At 67.8% G+C, this 21,401-nt stretch carries 12 protein-coding genes and 5 pseudogenes; 8 read left to right on the top strand and 9 right to left on the bottom strand.

All coding sequences use genetic code 11. The features are described from left to right. The first annotated feature begins 440 nt into the window (after positions 1-440). The 4 genes and pseudogenes from VP06_RS09650 (at position 441) to VP06_RS09635 (ending at position 5,618) form a co-directional block, all read left to right on the top strand. Positions 441-1,502 carry an acyl-CoA dehydrogenase family protein gene (locus VP06_RS09650; RefSeq protein WP_048463557.1) on the top strand — a complete coding sequence of 354 codons (1,062 nt, stop codon included), beginning with the start codon at positions 441-443 and terminating at the stop codon, positions 1,500-1,502. A gap of 1 nt (position 1,503) precedes the next feature. Continuing rightward, a complete protein-coding gene (locus VP06_RS09645) occupies positions 1,504-3,615 on the top strand; it encodes an acetate--CoA ligase family protein (protein WP_048463556.1) in 2,112 nt (703 codons plus the stop codon). A 69-nt stretch (positions 3,616-3,684) separates the two neighbouring features. Then, positions 3,685-4,851, top strand: a pseudogene (locus VP06_RS09640) (acyl-CoA dehydrogenase family protein). Further along, entirely contained in the window at positions 4,848-5,618 is a 771-nt protein-coding gene (locus tag VP06_RS09635; RefSeq protein WP_048463555.1) for an enoyl-CoA hydratase/isomerase family protein, read from the top strand. The pseudogene VP06_RS09640 and the gene VP06_RS09635 overlap by 4 nt, the downstream one beginning before the upstream one ends. 258 nt (positions 5,619-5,876) lie before the next feature. Here VP06_RS09635 and VP06_RS09630 read toward each other — a convergent pair. The 9 genes and pseudogenes from VP06_RS09630 to VP06_RS09590 form a co-directional block, all read right to left on the bottom strand. Further along, a pseudogene (locus VP06_RS09630) lies at positions 5,877-7,048 on the bottom strand (NADH:flavin oxidoreductase/NADH oxidase). A 328-nt stretch (positions 7,049-7,376) separates the two neighbouring features. Further along, positions 7,377-9,512, bottom strand: coding sequence for a CoA transferase (locus tag VP06_RS09625; RefSeq protein WP_425350900.1), 2,136 nt, complete (start codon positions 9,510-9,512; stop codon positions 7,377-7,379). A gap of 547 nt (positions 9,513-10,059) precedes the next feature. Then, positions 10,060-11,343, bottom strand: a complete 1,284-nt coding sequence (gene tnpC, locus VP06_RS09615) for an IS66 family transposase (protein WP_048463553.1) — start codon at positions 11,341-11,343, stop codon at positions 10,060-10,062. Further along, a pseudogene (locus tag VP06_RS09610) lies at positions 11,340-12,439 on the bottom strand (ABC transporter substrate-binding protein). The gene tnpC and the pseudogene VP06_RS09610 overlap by 4 nt, the downstream one beginning before the upstream one ends. Positions 12,440-12,751: 312 nt before the next feature. After that, a pseudogene (locus VP06_RS38025) lies at positions 12,752-13,062 on the bottom strand (transposase family protein); the annotation flags it as partial. Positions 13,063-13,194: 132 nt separating this feature from the next. Continuing rightward, a pseudogene (locus VP06_RS34740) lies at positions 13,195-13,830 on the bottom strand (TRAP transporter large permease subunit); the annotation flags it as partial. Between the two features lie 97 nt (positions 13,831-13,927). Next, positions 13,928-15,040 carry an MFS transporter gene (locus VP06_RS09595; protein WP_280950190.1) on the bottom strand — a complete coding sequence of 371 codons (1,113 nt, stop codon included), beginning with the start codon at positions 15,038-15,040 and terminating at the stop codon, positions 13,928-13,930. A gap of 331 nt (positions 15,041-15,371) precedes the next feature. Then, complete coding sequence (locus tag VP06_RS36155) at positions 15,372-15,536, bottom strand: hypothetical protein (protein ID WP_156295518.1); 165 nt, start codon at positions 15,534-15,536, stop codon at positions 15,372-15,374. After that, complete coding sequence (locus VP06_RS09590; protein WP_082167307.1) at positions 15,497-16,201, bottom strand: helix-turn-helix domain-containing protein; 705 nt, start codon at positions 16,199-16,201, stop codon at positions 15,497-15,499. The genes VP06_RS36155 and VP06_RS09590 overlap by 40 nt, the downstream gene beginning before the upstream one ends. A gap of 90 nt (positions 16,202-16,291) precedes the next feature. On the opposite strand from VP06_RS09590, the gene mhpA reads away from it, so the two are divergent. From mhpA to VP06_RS09570, 4 genes are all read left to right on the top strand, one after another. Beyond that, a complete protein-coding gene (gene mhpA / locus VP06_RS09585) occupies positions 16,292-17,791 on the top strand; it encodes a bifunctional 3-(3-hydroxy-phenyl)propionate/3-hydroxycinnamic acid hydroxylase MhpA (protein WP_048463558.1) in 1,500 nt (499 codons plus the stop codon). A gap of 33 nt (positions 17,792-17,824) precedes the next feature. Continuing rightward, the gene (locus VP06_RS09580) at positions 17,825-18,676 is read left to right on the top strand and encodes a fumarylacetoacetate hydrolase family protein (RefSeq protein WP_048463552.1); all 852 of its coding nucleotides are present in this window, start codon (positions 17,825-17,827) and stop codon (positions 18,674-18,676) included. 77 nt (positions 18,677-18,753) lie between these two features. Beyond that, positions 18,754-19,734, top strand: coding sequence for a VOC family protein (locus tag VP06_RS09575; RefSeq protein WP_048463551.1), 981 nt, complete (start codon positions 18,754-18,756; stop codon positions 19,732-19,734). 90 nt (positions 19,735-19,824) lie between these two features. Continuing rightward, complete coding sequence (locus VP06_RS09570; protein ID WP_245291119.1) at positions 19,825-20,916, top strand: ABC transporter substrate-binding protein; 1,092 nt, start codon at positions 19,825-19,827, stop codon at positions 20,914-20,916. Positions 20,917-21,401 lie beyond the last annotated feature (485 nt).

Raw genomic sequence — 21,401 nt, 5'->3', positions numbered from 1 at the left:
CCTTTCCGAACGGACTCTGAGGGAGGGCTCCAGAAGCCTCTGCGATCCTTGGAGCCCTCCTTCGAGGTCGGCCAATCTTTGATCGACCAACACCTCAGGATGAGGGGAGTGGGTACGATATCTTATGCTCACTGCCAGATTTCGGCAGTCAAATCCACTTAAACAGGTTCTCAGAATGCGTTCACGGATGGGATAGAAACTTCCCTCGCCAGGCTGGTCTCGCAACTCAAACCGACCCTGAGGTGTTGCGGCAGCCGGTGCCGGGGACGAGCCGCCCTGTCCTGGAACGGGCACGCGCATCCCTCTTCTCAGCAAGGCTTTTCTCCGGTCTGCGCGCGTTTTCACGATCGCGAAAGCGCAAGGCCCGGCGCTGCGACGCTTGCCCGGGACGCACCCGCGGGCCGATGGTCTGCCCCGGGGGACACGTCAGAGACCACGCCATGAGCGATCAGCTTGCGGACAGCGCCGAGCGCCTGTTCGCCTCCCAGGTCAGCAAGACCGTCCTGCAGGCCGCCGATGGCGGACACTGGCCGACGGCACTCTGGGCGGCGGTCGAGGATGCCGGGTTTACGGCGGCCCTCCTCCCGGAGGAGAGCGGCGGGTTCGGCGCGAGCGCGGCCGAGGCGTTCGGGCTGGTCCGGGTCGCGGCGGCCCATGCCGCGCCCGTACCGTTGGCCGAGACGATGCTGGCGGGATGGCTCCTCGCCCGGGCCGGGCTGCCGGTGCCCGCCGGGATCCTGACGGTCGCGCCGGTGCGGCGCGACAGCCTCGCCCTGTCGAGGGCGGACGGGGGCTGGCGCCTTGCCGGGACGGCGGCGCGGGTACCGTGGGGCCGCCGGGCCGCCGCGATCGCCGTGGTGGCGGAGGGGCCGGAGGGTCCGATGGTGGCGTGCGTCCCGGCCGGCGCCTTCACGATCGCGGAGGGGCGCAACGTCGCCGACGAACCGCGCGACGCGGTCTCCATCGACGCTCCGGTGACGGCGGGACGCGCCCCGGTCTCGCCCGCGCAGCTCCGGGCGGCCGGAGCCGCCTTGCGGACCGCGCAGATGGCCGGGGCCCTGTCGCGCATCCTCGCCGTCTGCGTCTCATACGTGCAGACCCGGGTGCAGTTCGGGCGTCCGATCGGGAAGTTCCAGGCGATCCAGCAGAGCATGGCGGTGCTCGCCGGTCAGGCCGCCGCTGCCGGCGCCGCGGCCGACGTGGCGGCCGACGTGGCGGCCGACGTGGCGGCCGACGCGTTCGCCGCCGGCCTCGACCCGTTCGTGGTCGGCGCCGCCAAGGCACGCGCCGGGGAGGCCGCCTCGATCGCGGCGGCCATCGCGCATCAGGTCCACGGCGCGATCGGCTTCACGCAAGAATACGAGCTTCACCCCCTGACGCGCCGCCTGTGGGCGTGGCGGGACGAGTTCGGCAACGAGGCCGAGTGGAACGCCCTCGTCGGCCACAAGGCCCTGGCGGCCGGCGCCGACGGACTCTGGTCCATGATCACGGAGGCTGCCTGACATGAGCGCCTCTCTGACGTCGCTGCTCGCGCCGGAATCGATCGCCATCATCGGCGCCTCGCCCGAGCGCACGCATATCCGCGGCGCCCTCCTCCACCTCCTGCGCGCCAACGGCTACGCCGGCCGGATCTACCCGATCAATCCGAGCTACCCCGAGATCGACGGCTTGCGCTGCTACCCGGACGTCGCGGCGATCGGCGCTCCCGTCGACCTCGCCCCGGTGGCGATCCCGGCCGGGGCCGTCCTGACCGCCCTCGAGCAATGCGCCGCGGCGGGGGTCCGCAACGCCGTCGTCATCTCGTCGGGCTTCGCCGAGGATGCGGCGGCCGCACCCGACCTCCAGGGCCGGATCGCCGCGCTGGCGCGGCGGACCGGGATGCGGATCTGCGGCCCGAACGCGGAGGGCTTCCACAACGAGCCGGGACGGGTGACGGCGACCTTCAGCCCCGCGGTCGAGGACCCGACGGTCGGCGGTCCGCCGGTCTCGCCCCGGCGCATCGGCGTGGTGGCGCAGAGCGGCGGCATCGGCTTTGCGCTCTACAACCGCGGGCGGGCGCTCGGCCTGTCGTTCTCGTCGATCGTGAGCACCGGGAACGAGGCCGACCTGTCGGCGGCGGATTTCCTTCGCCACATGGCCGAGGATCCGGAGACCGGCGCCGTCCTCCTGTTCATCGAGAGCATCCGCGACCTTCCGACCTTCCGGGCCGCCGCCCGGGCGGCGGCCCGGAAGGCCAAGCCTGTGGTCGCCATCAAAGTCGGCGGTACGGAGGCCGGGAGCGCCGCGGCCGCCTCGCACACCGCCAGCATGACGGGGTGGCAAGCGGGCTACGAGGCGCTGTTTCGGCAGCTCGGCATCGTCGCGGCGAGCGACCTCGACGAGGCGCTCTCGGTGATGGCCGCGCTGATCACCAACCCGCCGGCGCGCGGCGACCGGGTCGCGATCCTGACCGTATCGGGCGGCGCCGGGGCGCTCGCGACCGACAGCCTGGGCCTCGCCGGCCTTCGGGTGGCGCCTCTCTCGGCGGCGACGCAGGCGCAGATCCGGGCGTTCATCCCGAGCTACGGTACGGCCCGCAACCCGGTCGACCTCACCGCCCAGGGCGCGCAGGGCGGCGGCACGCTGCGGGCGGCAAACCTCCTGCTTGAGGACGACGACATCGACATCATCGTGATCGTGACCTCGCTGGCGAACCCGCACCGCGTGCCCCTGGACGGGACGGATCTGCGCGCCCTCGTCGCGGCGTGGCGCAAGCCAATGCTCGTCCATTCCTACACCCTCCCCTCCCCGCTCGGCCTCGCCACGATGGCCGGGGCCGGCGTCGCGGTGATGCGCTCGATGAGCTTCCTGGCCGACGCCGCCCGTGCCCTGGCGCGGACCGGCGCGGTCGGAGCCGGGCCGGGCGAGACCCTGCCGAGCGAAGGCTTGCGGACCGCCGCCCTGCTCGACACCGTTGGGCCGCTGACTGAACCGGCCGCGAAGGCGGTCCTGGCGGCCTGCGGGATCGCGACCGCCCCGTCGCGCCTGGTGCGGACCGAGGCCGAGCTCGACGGGGCGGCGGAGGCGGTCGGTTACCCGCTCGCCGTGAAGGTCGTCTCGCCCGGGATCACCCACAAGACCGAGGCCGGAGGCGCCCGGCTCGGGGTCGCCGGACCGGACGCGCTCCGGGAGGCCTATCGCGGCATCCTGGAGGCGGCGGCGCAGTACGCGCCGGAGGCCGTGATCGAGGGCGTCCTCCTCGAGCGCATGGCACCGGGGGGAGTGGAGGTGATCGTCAGCGTGGTGCGCGACCCGGCCGTCGGACCCGTCGTCACCGTCGGGGCCGGCGGTACCCAGGCCGAGATCTGGCGCGATACCGTCCACCGGATCGCCCCGGTCGACGAGGCCGAGGCGGCGGCGATGCTGGGCGACATGCGGAGCGCGCGCCTGCTCGCGGGCTTTCGCGGCGCGCCGCCCGCCGATGCGGCCGCGCTCGCCCGCCTCGTCGCTGGTCTGTCCCGGCTCGCGGTCGCGGCGCCCCGGATCGCGGAACTCGGGCTGAACCCGGTCATCGTGCATCCGAAGGGCGGCGGCTGCACCATCGCCGACGCCCTCCTCGTCGTCGCCCCGGCCTGACGCGAAGCCCCGCCTAGGACCGCCCCCGCTGCGACCCCAGGAACTCCGCCGCCTCCAGGAACTCCGCCCATGCAGAACGCCCTCGCCTTCGCGCCCCCGCCCCCGTCCTCCGAGGCAACGGAGCGGCTTCGCGCCGAGGTCCGCGCCTTCGTGGCCGCCGAGCTCGGCGACCGGACGCCCCAGCAGCGGGCCGCCTCCTGGAGCGGGCGCGACCGCGCCTTCAGCCGCAAGATGGCGGAGCGGGGCTGGATCGGCATGACCTGGCCGAGGCGCTACGGCGGCCACGAGCGCTCGGCGCTCGAGCGCTACGTCGTCCTGGAGGAGATGCTCGCGGCCGGGGCGCCCGTCGGCTACCACTAGGTGGCCGACCGCCAGAGCGGGCCCAACCTCCTGCGCAACGGCACCGAGGAGCAGCGGGCCGCGATCCTGCCGCGCATCGCCGCCGGCGAGTGCTCGTTCTGCATCGGCATGAGCGAGCCCGATTCCGGATCCGACCTCGCGGCGGCCCGCACGCGAGCGCAGCGCGTCCAGGGCGGCTGGCTCGTCAACGGCACCAAGGTCTGGACCTCGGGGGCGCACGAGGCCGACTACATGATCCTGTTCTGCCGCACCGAGGCCAAGTCCGACGCCGACCGGCATGCCGGAGCTAGCCAGTTCCTCGTCGACATGGCGAAGGCCCGCGGCGCCGGAATGACGGTGCGCCCGATCATCGACATGCGCGGCGAGCACCACTTCAACGAGGTGGCGATCCAGGATCTGTTCCTGCCGGAGGACGCGATTCTTGGCCGGGAGGGCGACGGCTGGAAGCAGGTCACGGGCGAGCTCGCCTACGAGCGCAGCGGCCCCGACCGATTCCTGTCGTCCTTCACGCTGCTCGCCGAGGCGGTGCGGGCGCTGGCCCCCGACGCGCCGGACCGCGCCGCGGTCGCGCTCGGGCGCCTGACGAGCCACATCGTCACCTTGCGCCGGCTCTCCCGCTCCGTCGCCGGAATGCTCCGGGCGGGCGAGGACCCGGCGCTCCAGGCCGCCCTGGTCAAGGATCTCGGCAACGTGCTGGAGCAGGAGACCGTCGAGGTCATCCGCCTCGTCGCCGATGTCGAGCCGGAGGACGAGGCGGCCGAGGTGCTGCCCTCCGTCCTGGCACACCTGGTCCTGACCGCGCCCTCGTTCTCGCTGCGCGGCGGCACGCGGGAGATTCTCCGGGGTATGATCGCGAGAGGTTTGGGTCTGCGATGAGCGATGTCCGTCTCGAGCAACAGGGTCATGTCGGGATCGCGGAGATCGACCGGCCGCCCAACAACTTCTTCGACAAGGAGCTGATCGGCGACCTCGCCGAGGCCTTCGACGGCTTCGTGGCTGCCGGCCTACGGGCGATCGTCCTGTGCGCCGCCGGCAGGAACTTCTGCGCCGGGGCGAACTTCTCCCGCCCCGCCTCGGACACGGTCGGGACCGCGCAGGACCGCGGCACCGATCACCTCTACCGCCAGGCCGTCCGCCTGTTCCGCTGCCCGGTGCCGGTGATCGCGGCCGTGCAGGGCGCGGCGGTCGGGGGCGGGCTCGGCCTGTCGCTCGTCGGCGATTTCCAGGTGGCGTCCGAGGAATCGCGTTTCACCGCCAATTTCAGCCGGCTCGGCTTCCATCCGGGCTTCGGGCTCAGCGTGACACTGCCGCGCATCGTGGGCGCCCAGCAGGCGGCCCTGCTGTTCTACACCGGGCGGCGGATCACCGGGTCGCAGGCCCGCGACATCGGTCTCGTCGACCTGCTCGTCCCGACCGACGAGATCCGCCCCGCCGCCCTGGCGCTCGCCGAGGAGATCGCGGTCTCCTCGCCGATCGCCGTGCAGTCGACCCGTGCGACGCTCCGCGCCGGCCTTGCCGACGCGATCGCCGCGGCGACGGAGCACGGGCTGGCCGAGCAGCAGAAGCACTTCGCGACTGCCGACTTCAAGGAGGGCGTGCGCGCGATGGCGGAGCGCCGGGCCCCGGCCTTCACGGGGGCCTGAGCCCCGGGTGGCGGCGGTGGAGGCCGCAAGCCACCGCTTCGTCCGCGGTCCTGCTCACCACGGCCGGCGCCGTTCCCGGCATGGTGTCGATCGGCCCGACGGTGTTCCGGCGGCCGATGGCCTGCGCGATCATGGGCGGCGTCGCAGTCGCGACGGCGCTGACGCCGGTCTTTCTGCCGGCGCTCTACGACGCCTGGTTCCGGATCGCCGGGACGGCGCCGCGACCGCCGGCGGCGCCGGTCGCGGCGAAACGGCCGCTCACCCTTCGTCACCCCCGCGCGGATCGAGACCGTGCAGGTTCTCGTGGTTGGCACGCAGCGCGTGTCCCCACTTTGCGAGCCACCATCCGTATTGCTCGGGCCACGCCTCGAAGTTTCCCGTGAGTCCGAAGTGCTCGGCCGCGTGATGCGCCCAGAACGGGTCGAACAGCATCTGGCGCGCCAGGAAGATCAGGTCCGCCTTGCCGTCCTGCAGGATGCGTTCGGCGAGGTCGGGCGTCCGAATCATGCCGACGGCTCCTGTGGCGATGCCCGATTCACGCCGGATCTGATCGGAGAAGGGAACCTGGTAGCCCGGGCCGCGCGCGAGGTTAGCGTTGGTCGAGCCGACGCGCAGATTCCCACCGGTCGAGCAATCGACGAGATCGACGCCGAGCGCCTTGAGCTCGCGCGCGAAGACGACACTGTCCTCGATCTCCCAGCCGCCTTCGATCCAGTCGTCGCGGAGATGCGAACGAAGAGCGGCATCCCGGCCGGGATCGCCGCTCGGACGGCTCGCGTCACCTCCAGCGGGAACCGCATCCGGTTCTCGCGCGCCCCGCCATACTCGTCCGTCCGGAAATTCGCGAGCGGTGAGAGGAAGGATTGCAGAAGGTAGCCGTGGGCCATGTGCAGTTCGACGAGGTCGAAGCCCGCCAGCACCGCCCGCCGGGCGGCCGCCACGAATGCGTCGCGGGTGCCGATGAGCCCGTCCTTGCTGAGCGGGACCGGATCGGAATAGCCGTCGGCGAACCGCACGTCCGAGGGACCCGTCGGCGTCCAGGTTTCCTCGCCCATTTCGATGTCGCGGTCCGTTAGGGGCCCGTTGCCACGGAAGACCCGCTGCTGGCCCGACTTGCGGCCGCCATGGTTGATCTGGATGCCGGCGGCGGCTCCGTTCGCCTTGATCACGTGCACGACCTGCCGCATTCCGTCGATCTGGTTGTCGTGCCATAGGCCCGGATCGCCGTTGGTGATCCGGCCGTGTCGGCTCACGGAGGTCTGCTCGACGATGACGAGCCCGGCCCCGCCCATGGCGAACTTGCCGTAATGGACGAGGTGAAAGGGCGTCACGCAGCCGTTCTCGGCCGAATACATGCCCATCGGCGAGACAACGATTCGGTTCTTGAGTTCAAGACCCCGCAAGGAGACCTTCTCGAACAGTTTGACCATATGAGCCTCGGTGTCATCGAGCCTGGAAACGATGCGCGCGATGCCTGGCAGACGATCCCGCACGCGCGGCGAGAGCGGCCGTCTCACGCCGCCGGGACCGCGCCTCGGCGTAACCTCCGCAAGCCCCCTGCGTCCGGGCGCCCCGGAGGACGGTGCCGGGTAGCCGGGCGCCTGGGCTCGGTCCCGGCGGCACCCGACCTCCCGCCCACGGAGATCGCCTCCACTAGCGGCGCGCCACAGCGCGCTCGCCTGGTGCTGCGAGCATGGCCGACGTGTCGGGGCGGGCGCCGCGCGAAGGAAACGAGGAGAGCGCCCGGCATGGACGTCGTCACGCGGAGGCCCGGGCGAGCGCGCCGGATTCGTGGAGCGCGCTGATCTCGCTCTCGGGCAGCCCGAGATACTCGCCGAGCACCTCGGCATTGTGCTGGCCGAGGCGAGCGGAGGGGACGTAGTCCGGCGCACCGGCACCGTGCAGGATCAGCGGCGTCCGGTGGACGAGGATCTCGCCGTATTCGGGGTGGTCGATCGCACGCAGCATGCCGCGATCGTGGAGATGGCGATCCTGCGTCACCTCCAGGAGGTCGCGGACCGGGGCGCACGGCACCTTGTTGCGGCGGCAGGCCTGCGTGATTTCCTCTCGCGTGCGTGCGGCCGACCATCGGCCGATGATCTCGTCCGTCAGATCGATGTGCCGCAGGCGGTCGCGCACGGTGGCAAAGCGCGGATCGGCGATGAGGTCTTCGCGGCCCATGGCCGTCGCCAGCCCGACCCAGTGGGATTCGTTGACGCTGATGATCGCCACGTAGCCGTCGGAGGCCGGGTAGACGTTGTAGGGCGCTTCGGCGAGCCCACCGTGGCGGTTGCCGGTGCGGGGAGCGGCGGCCTTGCGGTTGAAGACATCCGCGAGGTTCGAGGCCATCGCCGGGTAGCAGGCCTCGACCATCGCGACCTCGACGAGCTGTCCCCGGCCGGTCCTCTCGCGGCTGTAGAGCGCTGTCATGATCGCACCGTAGAGATGGATGCCCGTGAGGAAGTCCGAGATGGCGGGACCAGCCATCACGGGCGGTCCGTCCGGGAAGCCGGTGACGCTCATCATTCCGGACACGGCCTGGATCGTCAGGTCCATGGCGAGGTTGTCGCGGTCCGGTCCCGACAGGCCGTAGCCCGTCGCTGACGCGTAGATGAGGCGCGGATTGAGCGCGCTCAGCGCGTCGTAGCCGGCACCCAGCCGGTCGAGCACCCCGGGGGCATAGTTCTCCAGCAGCACATCCGCCTTCGCGGCGAGCGACCTCAAGAACTCCACACCCTCCGGCGACTTCAGGTTGAGGCTGACGTTGCGCTTGTTGGCGTTGAGCATCGCGAAGGGGACGGCGTTGCCCTTGCTGATGAGCGCGCGATGGCGCACCGGCTCGCCGCGCGGAGGCTCGATCTTGATCACCGTCGCGCCGGCCTGCGCCAGCAGAAATCCGGCATCGGGCCCCTGGTAGACCTGACCGAGATCCAGGACCGTGATGCCTTCGAGCGGCAACGTCTTCATGGGTGTCGCCTTCGCCGATGCCGTCATGCAAAATCCGATGAATTGCTGTGCAATGTGGATTTCGGCTTCTCTCAGAAGCCGTAGAGGCGCGTCGGATTCTCGACCAGGATCTTGCGTCGAACAGCCTCGTCGGGAACGCAGTCCCAGAAGAGGCGCAGCAGATCCTGGATGTTCGGGCGTGACTCGTCCGTGTGTCCGACATGCGGCCAGTCGCTGCCCCACACGACCTGGTCCGGCGCGGCCTCCACGATCGCCTGCATGAAGGGCGCGGTATCCCGGTAGGGCCGGCCCGTGCGGGTGTTGCGGTCGGCACCGGAGATCTTGACCCAGTAGCGACCGGTCTTCAGCCGCTCCGTGAAGGCGACGTAGTCGGGGGTGCCGATGACCCTTGTCGGCCATCGTCCGGCACATGTGATCGATCACGTAGGTCAGGGGCAGCCGCTCCAGGCTCTCGGCAGCTGCCGCTAGGTCCGAGCTCTCGATCCAGATCTGCGCGTGCCAGCCGCGCTCCGCCAGACGGGGGGCGAGTTCGACGAGGTCGTCGAAGCTCGTTCCCAGCGTCAAGACGGGCTTGCCGTCCTGGCGGATCATGGTGACGCGGACGGCCTTGAAACCTGCATCGGTCAGTTCGTCGAGCCGACGGTCGGAGACGTCCGGTCGCAGGATGGCGGTCGCCCGCAACCGGTCTGGGAAGCGGCGCAGCGCGTCGAACGTGACCGCGTTGTCCTCCCCCGCTCCGACCGCATGCACGATCACGCCGCGCGTCACGCCGATGCGGTCCCAGAGCGCGAAGGTGTCTTCGATCGTGAAAGGCCGAGCGGGCGTGAATCGTCCTTCCGAGCCGGCGGGGAAGCGCTCGAACGGTCCGTAGATGTGAAAGTGGCAGTCGCAACTGCCGTCGGGGAGACGGATCTGCGTATCGGTCATCGTGTCGTCCTGGCGGTTTGCTGGTGATCCTTGGGAGCCGGATCGACCGCGCCGGATCCCGGGTGTGTCGAAGCGCCCGCCGCCCGCTGCCGCGCTTCACGCCTGTGCGGAGCACGGTGCACCCGCTTGCGCTGCGCGATGGGGACGATGGCGCGGCTCTCGGACGGTGCTCCGGCAATGCGGATCGGGCGTCTCGGCGAGCATGACACGTGTCGACTTTGCCATCTCGGAGCGGATTCGGGACAGCAGAGGGACCGATCCGTCACGACCTCTTCATCAGCGAGCACTTGCTCTCCGCGCGCGGAATGTTCGCGTCCTCTCCGGAGATGGTTGATATAACCTCATAATAATCCCAGGGAGCCTTCGACTCTTCATGACTCTTCACCCGAAGCAAATAATATTCATGAATGTTCATCCCGTCTTCCCGCACATGTCCGTTCTTCGAGAAAAAAATCGTTGACTGGCAACGAATGGATCTTCGGTAATTACCCAGGGGGTATTTTTTCGGCACGCATGTCCCCCCCTGTAGTTGGAGACAGGGTTTTGATCAGTCGGTGATGGTGGCGAGCAGGGTGGCGAAGGGTGTCGCCTTTGTTCTGAGCGCAGCGGTGGCGACGACGGTGCGCACGTCCGCCTCGCCCTTGGCCGCCCACATCGCCCGATAGCCGTTCGTCACCTTGCGCTGGACCACGGCCGGCCGCAGGGCGCGCTCGCAGGCGTTGTTCGTCACGTCCACCTTCCCCGGGAAGGCCACGTAGGTCAGGAGTTGGTCACGGGCCCGCTGCATCCGGGTCTGGAGCGCCTGGGCCAGATCGCCCGTCGCGGGGGCCTTCAGGATGGCGTCGAGGTCCCGCTCCAACTCGCGCCGCTTGCGCGCCAGGGTCGAGGCCGCCAACGCGGTCAGCCGGCGGGCGAGCCCGAAGGCCTTGTCGAGCCACCACTGGAGCCGCAGGGCGAAGAGGTCGTTGCCGGCTTCAACCGCGTAGGCCACGTCGCGGGCGAGGTGCGCCAGGCAGGTCTGCTGGCGCTCGCCGTGGCCCTGCTGGGCCGAGTAGCGATCCGAGAGCCACACCGCCGGCCGGTGCCCGGCCATCACCTCGCCAACGACGGCGGCGGACCGGCTCGGGGCGGCGTGATGAACCACCGCGTCGTCGCAGCGGAACACCCAGTGCCAGCTGTTGGTGCCCTCGATGCGCACCCCGGTCTCATCCGAGGCCACGATGGGGGCTTGCCGCAGACGCGCCAGCGCCGCGTCCCGGCCTTCGGCAAAGCAGCCTTGGGCGCGGCGCAGCACGTTCATCAGCCCGCCCTGGCTCAGCCTCAGCCCGAACAGGTCCGACAACGCCGCCTGCAACCGCTCGTAGGACAGCGCCTGGAAGGTCTTCAGGTACGTCGCCACCGCGTGCAGCCGCGGCCCGAACGGTGTCGCGTCGGCTCCCGCCGGACGCGGGGCGGCGACCCGGGTCCGGCAGGCCGGGCAGGTCACGCACAGGCGCCGGTGCTGCTCCACCACCGGACGAACGGGCGGCAGGTCGATCCGCTCGTGCACGCTGACGACCTCGGCCGGACAATCGGCCGGCAGCGGCTCACCGCACGATGAGCAGGCGGAGGGCCGATGCTCCATCACCTGATCCGGATCCGACGTCAGCTCCCGCTTGTGCCCCTCGTGCCCAGGCTTGGCCCCGCCGGGGCGGGACTTCTCCCGCCGCTCCTTGCGGTCGCTCGCCGGCGGCTTGGACGAGGTGCGCGAGGTCTTCGCCGGCCGATGCAAGCGCAGCACCAGCTCGATCAACTCCTCCTTGCTCAGGCGCTCCAGATCGCTGCGGCTCATCCCGACAGGGAATCAGCCAAACCGTCAGACGGCAAGGGGGGGGGCGACCTGACACCTAAGCCATGACGACCCCGTCCCGGTACCCCCTGGGTAATTACGATCTTCGCAAGAACTTTGGCGGTCTCTGAGGTGCCGGCAGCTTGGACGGCCTTCAGGTAGTGCATCGTCGCCGAGTAGAGACCGGCTTGCACCATGGTCGGCATGCGTCCGATCTTCTCGAAAACCGTTTGCCGAACCGGCGGGAGTCGTCGTCACGGTCCCAGTAATACGCTTCCGACATGTAGAGGCCCTGTGCATTAGCGAGGCCGGCCGCGTGGGTGTCGGTGATCTGGAGAAGCAGGGCCGCCGCTTTCATCTTGCTGCTCTTGCCGAGGACGCCGAATTCATGCGCCTGCCGCAGGGCGGTGGAGACGTCGAGGCCGGTATTGGCCAGCCCGAGCACGCCCGCCCCGGAGTTCTGCGCCTGGATGAGGAAAGACGAGAAGTCGTTCGTGCCGAAGGGATGCCGGGCGGCGCCGAGCACATGCCCGCCGAGTTGCGTCACCACAGACCTGGCGTCGTTCTCGAGCGCATGGCCGAAGGCGTAGTCGGCCGTCAGAAAGAACCAGTCTTTTCCGCCCTGCTCGACGAGAGCCTTCGTCGTGCTGCGCGCTAGGGCGTAAGTATTGTACGACCATTGGAAGCTGTTAAGTGAGCACTTCTCATTGGTCAGCGCCGACGTCCCAACCGAGGACGCGATCATGATCTTGTTCTTCTCGCGTGTGATCTCCGAGACGGCAAGTGCGACAGCCGAGTTGGAGAGATCCAGAACGACGTTGACGTTCTCGGTATCGTACCATTTGCGGGCAATGCCGGACCCAATATCCGGCTTGTTCTGGTGGTCGGCCGAGATCATCTCGATCGGCAGGCCGAGCAGCTTTCCGCCGAAATCCTGGATCGCCATCCTGACGACCTCGACCGATGCCGGGCCGGAGGCATCCGCGTACTGCCCGGACTGGTCGTTCAGCACGCCGATCTTGATTGGCCTCGTCTGAGCCTGCGCGTGCGACGCCGTCAGGTCGGTCGCGATCAAGACAAACGCGATCAAAGCTTTCATCCTGTATCCTCCCCGGGATCGTCTTCTCGATAATTTGTTGTTTCCGAGCCTGAGTGAGGGCCTGTCACGTGTCAATCAGTCTGACGAGATCTCCCGACCACGGATGTGATTTGCGTCGTTTTCAGCATCATGAAAAAACAGGGACATCACATGCACGCTGTCTTCGGAGCGAAATCCGGATTGCCGTGCCGGGCGCGAGCAGGGATGCTGCCGGGTCGGGCTCGTCCGCGCATTGCATCCCGCGGTTCGTGCCGGCCCGCTCGTCGGTGGGTGGATGCAGGCTGCGTCCGTCGGCTTGGGCAAGGGACCCAATCAGTTCCAAAGGGTGATGACGGCAGCCAGAGCAAGGGCCGAGGCGAAGTTGCAGTCGTGCTTGTCCGAGCGGGTGGCAATGCGGCGGAAATCCGTGAGGTCGCAGAACACCGCCCCGCACCGCCGGCGGTCACGAAAGCGCCGCTTGTCGAGGCGGATCTCGCGCTTGCGGGCGCGGGTGCGGGGCATGACCAGACCGATGACCGGGCCGGCACGGCGGGCGCGGTCTTCACGGCGCTGGCGTTGCCGGGCGTGAGGTGGATGACGCCCGGGCGGCGGATCATGTCGGCGAGGACGTGGATCCTGGTGGTCGCAACCGCGGGTGAGCCAGTCGGAGGCGACGAGGTCGACCCCGGCGGCGGCCGCGACAAGGTAGTCTGCGACCAGGGCGATGTCGCCCTCGTGGCGCACGCGCTCGACGAGGCAGCTTCATGGTCGCGTCCTCAATAACCCAGCAGCCGCTGCAGCCCGGTGCTGAGGGCCGGCACGAAGGCGATCAGCAGCAGGCAGGCAAATAGCAGGCTGAGGTAGCCCAGAATCGGCCTCACCGTCCGCTCGATCGGGACGTGCCCGATCACGCAGGCACCGTAGAGCCCTAAGCCCCAGCGGCGGGGCGAGGAACCCGATCCCCATAGCGATCACCAGCACGACCACGAGACGCAGCGGATCGAGGCCGAGCCGGGAAGCGATCGGCACCAGCAGCGGCCCGAAGATGATCAGCGCCGCCGCGCCCTCCAGCACCGAGCCCATGACGATCAGGAGCGCGATCGAGAGCAGCAGGAACGGCCAAGTCCCGCTCGATTGCGACAGGCCGACCATCAGCTCGCCGAGCGCGCGGGGCACCTGTTGCAACGTCAGCACGAAGGCGAGGGCCTGCGCCACCGCGACGATGAACAGGACGAGGCCCGAGCGACTCGCCCCTTGTACGAAGGATCGCGCCAGATTGCGTCAGCTCAATTCGCCGAACACCGCCGCGCCGACGACGACCGCGTAGAGCGCCGCGAAGGCGCGATCTCGGTGGCCGTGGCGAACCTGCTCTTGAAGCCGATGAAGATCATCGCGATCAGGCCGAGGGAGACCGCTACGCCGACCTACAATTGGCGCTCCGAGCCCTCCGCAAACAGGTCGGTGGCGATCGCCGCCTTGGTGCCGAACAGGACCGAGACCGCGATCACCTCACGCTGTGCGCGGACGATAGGAAGTCCCGGTCGGGCGGCCGAAGCTCGGAAGAACAAAGGTACTCGCCAACGTAATCAGAGTGCAGAAGGCGACGTAGTAAGCTGGCGCCATTAGATTGCTGCTTCGCTCGATCATCATCGAGGCCGCAAGGGGCGCGAAGCCCGACAAAAGCGTCACGGATATGTTGTACGAGAGTGCGATGCCGCTGAACCTCACGCGGGTCGGAAAGATCGTCGCGACGATGCTCGGCCAGATGCCGCTCGAAATCGAGAAAGCCAACGAAAGCAGCCCGAGAAGTATCACCAAGTGCTCGCTGCCCGTCACGATCAGGGCCCAGATCGGCAGAACGAGGAGCAGCACGATCGCGCCGGCCCGCAGCACGAGGTGTCTCGGCAGGCGGTCGCCGAGCCAAGCCGTGACGAACAGACCGGCGGAACTGACCAGGAGCGCCACCGTCATGGCTTGTGAGACGAGGGCGGGGCTGTAGTGGAGCGATTGAACCAGATAGACCGGCACGAATCCGTACAGCATGCCGTTGAAGCCGCCGACGGCCGCCACAACAGCAGCAGCGGTCACGATGGCCCGGCTGTGATCGCGAAGCAATTCGATCGCCGGATTGCTCGCAACCAAATGCATGCGGATGAATTCAGGTGATTCCTCCAAAGTGCGACGCATGAGGTAGCTGATGCAGCCGATCAGTCCACCGAGGAGAAACGCGATCCGCCAACCATACGCAGCGACATCGGTCGGTGCGAAGACGTGCTGAACGCCGAGATTGACCAGCGTGGCGACAAGCACTCCGGCGTTGACGCATAGGATGATGATGCCGCAGGCAAGCCCTTCCCGTTTGGGGGCCGCCTCCACTGCGTAGGTCAAGGCGCCCGGCAACTCGCCGCCCAGGCAGATCCCCTGGATGAGGCGAAGCGCGATGAGTAGCAACGGAGCGGCAAGCCCCCAGCTCTCATAGGACGGAAGCAAGCCGATCAGGATCGTCGCAGTCGTTGTCGCGAAGAGCGAGCCGAGAAACACAGGTTTCCGGCCATAGCGGTCGCCGATCCAACTCAGCACGACGCCACCGATCGGCCGGGCGAGAAAGCCCAACGCCAGCACAGAGAACGAAAGAATTAGCGAGACGTATTGATCGGTCGCCGGGAAGAATTGTTTTGCAATGTATTAAGAAAAAATTCCGTATATAATGAATTCGTAGTATTCAAGCGATCCGCCGAGACTCGCCAGGGCCACAACGCGCCATTGTGCACTGTTGAGCGTCATCGGATTGGCGACGTGCGACTCCGCGTGTACTCCTGGCATCGGTGCGCTCCTCCAAATTATCGCTGCGCGTCGGTTAATCGATCGCGGCGTTTTCCCAGGCAGGCATCGTCATGCCGGCTGCAGCAGATCGGTTGTAGGAGGCGTTTTGCTCGTCGGGCGAGCGAAGGTTTCAATTTGCCCGGCTGGTGGACAGAGCCACGTCCTGATCGGCCCCTCCCGCCAGCCGGGCCTCGATGGTGGCCTTGGCCGCTCGCAAGGGCGTGAGGCAGCGCTCAACGCCCTCGTCGTGGCCGATCACCCGCGCCATCCAGATCGCGCTGATGCAGCCGAGCACCCTTCGCCCTCCGTGATCGGCAGGGCCACCGCGCCGGAATGCGGCCAGATCGGCCCGCCCTGCCTGAGGCCGTAGCCGAGCCGCTGCGTCGCCGCGATCACGCGCTCGGCATAAGCTGTATCCCGCGCCGGGGCATCCGCCGGATCGTCGGACCTGGCCAGCAGGCCGAGGAGCGTGGCGCGTTCCGCCGCCGAGGTGAACGCGATGTAAGCCAGCCCGGCGGAGCTGCCCAGAAGCGGCATCTCCCGGCCGACCATGTTCCGGTCGATCGACAAAGGGGCGACGCGATGCGTCGTGTCGCGGATGATCATTCGGACGCCTTCGAGTGTCGAGACGTCGCAAGGCCACGAGATCGACTTCGTCACGTCGAGCAGGACCGGGGCGGCTACGGCCGAGATCCAGTGCTCGTCTTCGAAGCCCTCCGATAGGCCGCGGACCTTGAGGCGCAACTGATAGCGGTCGTCGCCCGGACTGCGCCGGACATATCCCAGGTCCAGGAGCGTCTGCAGCAGGCGGTAGACCGTCGCCCGAGGGACCTTGGACTCGTTGGCCAGCATGAGTGCCGTCGCACTGCCGAGGCGGTTGAGGGCTTCGAGCACGGCCAGACCCCGCGCGAACGATCGGCTTGCCTTCGGTTGCATCGGTGCTGCCCGCCAGGTGGACATCTCGAACAACGGCTTTGCGCGCCGCCCTGTCAATATGAAAAGTGTCCCACATCAGCCGGATGCAACGCGGCTTCAGCAGGAGGAAGCGCCATTGCGCCGAATGACGCTTCTCGGAAATCTACAGAGCAAGTCGAGGTTGCGATCGTCGGCTGTGGTCCGGTCGGGGCGATGCTCGCCAACTTGCTGGGGTTGCAAGGTATTAGCTGCGTAGTGCTTGAACGCGAGGCCGAGATCTACGCACTTCCTCGTGCCGTGCACTTCGACGACGAGGTGATGCGGCTGTTCCAGACGATCGGCCTTGCCGACGCCATGCAGCCCCTCGTACATGTCTCCCCGGGCATGAAGTTCATCGATGATAACGGGCGACTCCTCCTCGACTGGTCGCGCCCGCAGGGCATCGGTCCCCAGGCGTGGCACACCAGCTACCGTTTCCACCAACCGGATCTGGAGCGTGTCCTGCGCTCCGGTCTCGTCCGCTGGCCGACGGTCACGGTGCGTCTGCGCACAGAGGTGTTCGCGGTCGAGGAGGCGGCGGCCGGTGTCGAGGTCGCTTACGAGGATCTCGCGACCGCGTGTCTCGGCCGGCTTCGTGCGAACTACGTCGTCGGCTGCGACGGGGCACGCTCCCTGATCCGTCGGCTGATCGGCGGGCCGATGGAGGATCTCGGCTTCCACGAGCGCTGGCTCGTGATCGACGCGATCCTGAGACGTCCCCGTCCCGATCTCGGCGACTACAGCATCCAGCATTGCAGTGCGCGCCGACCGGCCACCTATGTCCGGGGCACGGGTGATCGCCGACGCTGGGAGATCGCCGTTCTACCCCATGAGGACGGCGCCGCGCTGACGCTGCCGGCGGCGGTCTACGCACTGCTGCAGCCCTGGGTGACCCCTGAGGACGTCGAGTTGGAGCGCACCGCGCTCTACACGTTCCACTCCGCCCTCGCCTCCGTCTGGCGCGCCGGGCGCCTGCTGCTCGCCGGCGATTCGGCCCACCTGACGCCCCCCTTCCTCGGTCAGGGGATGTGCGCGGGCATGCGGGATGCCGGAAACCTCGCCTGGAAGCTCGCCCGCGTCCTGCGCGGTCAAGCCGACGACGGCCTGCTCGACACCTACCAGGAAGAGCGTTGCCCGCATGTGCGGGAATACATCGAACTGGCGGTGCGGCTCGGCGGCTTGATCAACACCAAGGCAATGGCGGCAGCTCTGCCCGAGGGTGCACTCCCCGGGGGCGAGGCGGCGCGGATGAGTTCGATCAAGCCGACCCTGAAGCGGGTGCTGACGGGAGGCTGGGACGCGCCGGCCGGCCAGATCGCGCCGCAGCCGCTCCTCGCAGATGGAAGCCGCCTCGACGATCGGGTCGGCTACCGTTTTGCGGCTCTGGTCGAGCCCGAACTGGCCGAGACGATGCCGCCCCGCATCCGCGAGCTTTTGGCCGCGCGGGACGTCGTGATTGTCGCCGACGAGGCCCCGGAACAGCAGGCCTGGCTGCAGCAGACGGGAGCGGCCGCCGTGCTGGTGCGGCCCGACCGCTACGTGCTGGGGGCCGCCCGGTCCGTCCAGGAATTGGACGCCCTGGCTCAGGCCATCTGAACGTCCTCGAGATCTCGACAACGGGAGAGAACCATGAAGCTCGTATCCTTCCACCGCGACGGCAAGGCGACCTACGGTCTGGTCAAGGCGAACGGTGTCATCGACCTGGGCCAGCGCTACGGAACGAGGTGGCCGACGCTGCGGGATATCCTCGCGGCTGACGGGCTGGCGCAGGTGGAGCGCGAGACCCAGGACGCAACGCCCGATCTCCCCTGGGACGGCCTCACGCTGGCGCCTGTGATCCCGAACCCGGACAAGATCATCTGCATCGGCCTCAACTATCGCGACCACGTCGCCGAGACCGGCCGGACCGAGACCGAGAAGCCGGCCTTGTTCGCGCGCTTCGCGGGCAGCCAGGTCGGTCATCGGCAGCCGCTGGTGAAGCCGGCGGTCTCGGACGAGTTCGATTACGAGGGCGAGCTCGCTGTCGTCATCGGCAAGGGGGGACGCCACGTCTCGGCCGTCGACGCCCTCGCGCACGTCGCGGGCTATGCCTGCTACAACGATGGCAGCGTGCGGGACTGGCAGCGCCACACCAGCCAGTTCCTGGCCGGAAAGACCTTCGCGGGCACCGGCGCCTTCGGCCCCTGGCTCGTGACCGCCGACGAGATCCCCGACCCGTCGCGCCTGACCCTCGATACGCGCCTGAACGGCCAGGTCGTCCAGCACACCACCACCGACCTGATGATCACGGCGATCCCGGAGCAGATCGCCTACATCTCGACGGTCCTGCCACTGCTGCCCGGAGACGTCATCGTGTCCGGCACTCCGGGCGGAGTCGGCGTCAAGCGCAAGCCCCAGCTGTTCATGCGCGCCGGTGACGTCGTCGAGGTCGAGATCAGCCAGATCGGCATCCTGCGCAATCCCGTGGTCGCCGAGGCCTGAACATCGACAAGCAGCAATTCCTTTCCGGGTGCCGCCACTTTGCAGGCGGCATTCTCCAGGCGGCAAGGAGACCAGCGATGGATGCAGGATTAACGGCTCTCGGCTACATCGGCGTTCGATCGACGAAGCTGGACGACTGGAACGCCTACGCGACGCGGCTGCTCGGCATGCAGCCAGTCGACCAGGGTGGCGCGGTGCGGGCCTTCCGCATGGACGATCGCAAGCAGCGACTGGTGGTGACCGGCGACGAGGGGGAAGGCCTCAACTTCCTGGGCTGGGAGGTCGCGGATGGGCGGGCGCTCGATGCCCTCGCGGCCAAACTCGACGCCCACAAGGTCGCCGTGCGCCGCGGCTCGCGCCGCCTCGCCGACGAGCGGAACGTGCGGGACCTGATCGTGTTCCGCGATCCGGCCGGGAACTGCATCGAGGTCTTCCACGGGCCGGCAATCGCCAGCGATCCCTTCCTGCCTGGACGACCGATCTCCGGGTTCAAGACCGGCGCACTCGGCATGGGCCACGTCGTCCTGAACGTGGTGGACGTCGAGCCCCTGCTGCCGTTCTACCGCGACCTGCTCGGGTTCCGGATCGGCGATTACGGGGTCAAGCCGTACAAGCTGTATTTCTTCCACATCAACAATCGCCACCACAGCTTCGCCATGGTCGGATCCGGAAAGACCGGTCTCCATCACTTCATGGTCGAGCTTACCAGCCTCGACGACGTGGGCCAGGGCTACGACCTGGCTCAGCTGGAGGACGGTCGCGTCGCCTATACGCTCGGGCGTCACACCAACGATCACATGACGTCGTTCTACTCGCACACGCCGTCCGGATTTTTCGTTGAGTACGGCTGGGGCGGGCGCGAGATCGAACCGGCGACGTGGGAAGCGCACGAGACCCACGACGGGCCGAGCTTCTGGGGACATGAGCGCTTGTACATGGAGCCTGAGCAGCGCGCACGCTTACGCGAGATGCGCCTGTCCGCAGCCGCTCGCGGTGTGCGGGCCCCGATCGATGTGCCGAACTGCCCCTGGCTCGACGCGGTGATTGCCCGCGAGTGATCCCGCTGCCGACATCCACGGGCAACCCACATCGGATAGATCGGTCCATCTAAAATAAAAATCATGATAATCATCAGGAAGGCAGCGTCTATGTCGGAACTTAGAACGCTTGGTCACAAGCTCCTGCTTGCGGCCATCGTCTCTGGACTTGTCGCGCCGGTTGCGCAGGCAGACATCAAGGGCACCGCAATCCGGATCGGCGTGCTGACGGACATGAGCGGTCCGTTCGCGACCGCTATGGGTCCAGGCTCTGTGGAGGCTGCGAAGATGGCTGCCGAGGAGTTCGGCGGCGCGATCAACGGTAAGGCCATCCAGATCCTTCAGGCCGACCACCAGAACAAACCGGACGTCGCCTCCGCGCTGGCCCGCCAGTGGTTCGACAGGGATGGCGTCCAGGCCATCGCGGACGGTGGAACGTCCGCAGCCGCGCTCGCGGTCCAGGAGCTAGTGCGCGCCAATCGGCGCAACTTTCTGATCTCCGGCCCCGGCGCCGCCGAACTCTCCGACCGGGCCTGCGCACCGACCAGCGTCCAGTGGACGCAAGACTCCTATTCCAGCGCGACTGCAGTGGTTTCGGCCATTGCCCCTGCCAGGAAGGACTCATGGTTCTTCATCACGGCCGACTACGCTTACGGCCACGCGGTCGAGGCCGATGCACGGGCCCGGCTGCAGCAGCTCGGGGTCAAGGTCGCGGGCAGCGCCAAGGCCGCGCTCGGCGCATCGGATTTCAGCGCGTTCCTGCTTCAGGCCCAAGCATCTGGCGCCAAGGTGCTGGCTCTGAACGCGGCCGGAGGTAATGCGACGGCGATGAAGCAGGCCGCTGAGTTCGGCTTGGCGGACCAGGGCATGACGATCGTCCCGATGTCGTTCCAAAACGTCGACATTGCTGCGGTCGGCCTTCCAGTGGCACAACACAATCTGGTGCTGACCAGCTTCTTCGAGGATGCGTCGCCGGCATCCCGCCGTTGGTCGGACGCCTTCTTCAAGCGCATGAAGAGCATGCCTTCGCAGATCCAGGCCGGCGTGTACTCGGCCGTGCGCCATTATCTACAGGCCGTGAAGGACACGGACTCAGACGACGGTCCGACCGTGATGGATCGGATGAAGGCCACCCCGGTCGCAGATGCCTATGTGCAGAACGGTCGCATACGGGATGACCAGAGACTGATCCGAGATCTGTAACTTGTACAAATCAAGGCACCATCAGAGTCGAAAGGGCCGTGGGACTTGGTGAAGCTCTTAATCACTGTGCCGGCCGAGCAGGCATTTCGGCCACTCACACTAAGCAAGTGTCATCTTATTAAGTGATTATCAACAAACAGAATATCATCGGCCTCTCTCGATTAAGAATTTTTGACATTATCAAACTGTCTTTCATCAATCCATCGCCCGCGAGCTTCGCTTGGAACGATCCTTTTCTACTCGACGGCCAGCTCATTTGCGGCGTGGGATAAAACAGTCTGACCGCTCCAGGAATCTCGTCGTGGATGCGAATGTCCGAAGTACCCTCCGCGACCGGACATTCCCATTCCGCGCCGGGACATCCTGCTTCGGGTCATATCCGGTTGGCTCACAAGGCACCCTCCTGCCAGAGCTGCCCCGCAGCGGCGAAGCTGTCGTGCTGGGTTCAGGATCTGAGTTGAAAGCGTAACCGGGGCAAATTCGCG

The sequence above is a fragment of the Methylobacterium aquaticum genome (genome assembly GCF_001043915.1).
Taxonomy (GTDB): domain Bacteria; phylum Pseudomonadota; class Alphaproteobacteria; order Rhizobiales; family Beijerinckiaceae; genus Methylobacterium; species Methylobacterium aquaticum.
The sequence above is the reverse complement of the archived record's forward strand: the minus strand, read 5'-3'. Positions and strand labels throughout refer to the sequence as shown.

Bases quoted from the DNA above. Each gene is read 5' to 3' on its own strand.
- VP06_RS09650 (WP_048463557.1), top strand. From the start codon at position 441: ATGAGCGATCAGCTTGCGGACAGCGCCGAGCGCCTGTTCGCCTCCCAG.
- VP06_RS09645 (WP_048463556.1), top strand. From the start codon at position 1,504: ATGAGCGCCTCTCTGACGTCGCTGCTCGCGCCGGAATCGATCGCCATC.
- VP06_RS09635 (WP_048463555.1), top strand. From the start codon at position 4,848: ATGAGCGATGTCCGTCTCGAGCAACAGGGTCATGTCGGGATCGCGGAG.
- VP06_RS09625 (WP_425350900.1), bottom strand. From the start codon at position 9,512: ATGACCGATACGCAGATCCGTCTCCCCGACGGCAGTTGCGACTGCCAC.
- tnpC (WP_048463553.1), bottom strand. From the start codon at position 11,343: ATGAGCCGCAGCGATCTGGAGCGCCTGAGCAAGGAGGAGTTGATCGAG.
- VP06_RS09590 (WP_082167307.1), bottom strand. From the start codon at position 16,201: ATGTCCACCTGGCGGGCAGCACCGATGCAACCGAAGGCAAGCCGATCG.
- VP06_RS09580 (WP_048463552.1), top strand. From the start codon at position 17,825: ATGAAGCTCGTATCCTTCCACCGCGACGGCAAGGCGACCTACGGTCTG.
- VP06_RS09575 (WP_048463551.1), top strand. From the start codon at position 18,754: ATGGATGCAGGATTAACGGCTCTCGGCTACATCGGCGTTCGATCGACG.
- VP06_RS09570 (WP_245291119.1), top strand. From the start codon at position 19,825: ATGTCGGAACTTAGAACGCTTGGTCACAAGCTCCTGCTTGCGGCCATC.